Genomic DNA, 1,848 nt, shown 5'->3' with positions numbered 1-1,848 from the left:
GATCGGTATGCCTCTAATCATTAATTTATTGGACAAGACTGGACAATGCGTACATGGTGAGCCATAATACTAATATGGCAAAGTACGTGAAACCAAATGAAGCAGCTAACACTTTGGGAGTTTGCCTCCGAACCCTCAGACGATGGGAAGCAGAAGGTAAAATCAACACAATCAAAACACCGTCAGGTCAAAGACGGTACGACATCGAAAAGTTCATCAAAAAAGAATCAGAACCAGAGGGAGGACGCGCCACTGTTATCTATGCTCGCGTCTCTACCCGACCTCAAAAAGCAGACCTCGATCGACAAGTTGAACGATTATCAGCGCTCTACCCAGGCGCTGAAATTGTTAAGGAAGTGGGAGGAGGACTCAATCTTAGGCGGAAAGGACTCATCACCCTTTTGGGACGAGTTTTGCTCCGCGATATCGCAGTTATTGTGGTTGCCCACAAAGACCGACTTGCAAGGTTCGGATTTGATATTATCGAGTGGCTCTGTGAGCAATTTGACTGCAAAATCGTGGTTCTCAACCAAGTCAGTCTCTCTCCGCACGCCGAACTGGTTCAAGATATTGTCGCAATTCTCCACAGTTTTTCAAGCCGACTTTACTCCATCCGACGCATTGAAAACCAAATCAAAAAAGAGTTACAAGCAGAAACCGAGACACAAAAAGAAGGAGAAAGCGCCACCTAATAAAACCTTGAAGATTAGAGTTTATCCAGAAGCCGAGTTACATAAAAAGTGGAAGTCTTGGCTGGGAGCAGCCCGCTACTGCTACAACAAAGCAATTGCAGCATTAAAGGCAAGTGAGAAAATAACTAGCGCCTATTCTTTGCGAGACTATGTATTAGGTTGTGACTTACCAGACTGGGTAAAAACTGCACCATCTCATCCTAAAGAAAATGCCATATTTGATGCTTGGGATGCTTGGAAACAAGCTTTATCAAAGGGTGGAAAAGTAAGTTTTAGAAGTTGTCGTCAACCATCTCAAGCCATCAAATTTCACAAGGTCAATTTCAACGGACAGACCTGGTTTCCATCGCTGGTTAAAGGCTTAAAGTTCCATGCAGCCGAACCAATACCTCTTCAAGTCGAGTTTGCAACCCAGCTTGTTAGAGAGCGAAAACGATGGTTTGCTTGCATCCCAGTTGTGGAAGAGGTAAAACTACCCGTCCTCGACAAAGTAATAGCCCTAGATCCTGGTGTCAGAACGTTTTTAACTGGCTACGACGGTAACTCATTTCAAGAGTTTGGCAAGGCAGACATTGGGCGCATTCAAAGATTGTGTTCTCACCTTGACAAATTGATGGGACGAATAGCCTCATCCAAAAATCGAAAACAAAAGCGCAGTATGTTGGGGGCTGCTAATCGCTTAAGAATCCGCATCCGCAACTTGGTTGATGAATTTCATAAGCAAATAGCTAATTATCTCACCAATAATTACAAAATTATGTTGCTACCGACATTTGAAACATCTCAGATGGTAGTCAAGGCGTCTCGTAAGCTGCATACCAAAACTGCTAGACAAATGCTGACTTGGGGGCATTACCGCTTTGAACGTCATCTCAAGCAAGTAGCTCTCAAGCGTGGTGTTGTCATAATTGATGTGAACGAATCCTACACATCAAAAACTTGCACCCAATGCGGACAGACACACAATAAATTAGGCGGCTCTAAAACATTTAAATGTCCCAACTGCGGTCACGAACATGACCGAGATTGGGGCGGCGCTCGGAACATTATGATCCGAGCTTTGAGGGACGGCTCCTTTGCTTTAGCTATCAATAGCGAAAGTATTGCTATCGCGTATGCCCTGTTTGTCCAGGGTTGTGCAGCGTAACACCGTCAG

The 1,848-nt window shown here is 44.5% G+C and carries 2 protein-coding genes; both read left to right on the top strand.

The window, feature by feature from the left end; translation table 11 throughout:
- Window positions 1-74: 74 nt before the first annotated feature.
- Window positions 75-692, top strand: a complete 618-nt coding sequence (locus QUB13_RS30270; protein WP_194071284.1) for an IS607 family transposase — start codon at window positions 75-77, stop codon at window positions 690-692.
- Between the two features lie 7 nt (window positions 693-699).
- Entirely contained in the window at window positions 700-1,839 is a 1,140-nt protein-coding gene (locus tag QUB13_RS30265; protein ID WP_333388749.1) for an RNA-guided endonuclease InsQ/TnpB family protein, read from the top strand.
- The last annotated feature ends 9 nt before the right edge of the window (window positions 1,840-1,848 follow it).

The sequence above is a fragment of the Microcoleus sp. B4-D4 genome, assembly GCF_036705185.1.
Lineage (GTDB): Bacteria > Cyanobacteriota > Cyanobacteriia > Cyanobacteriales > Microcoleaceae > Microcoleus.
This window is presented reverse-complemented; position numbering and strand designations above follow the sequence as displayed.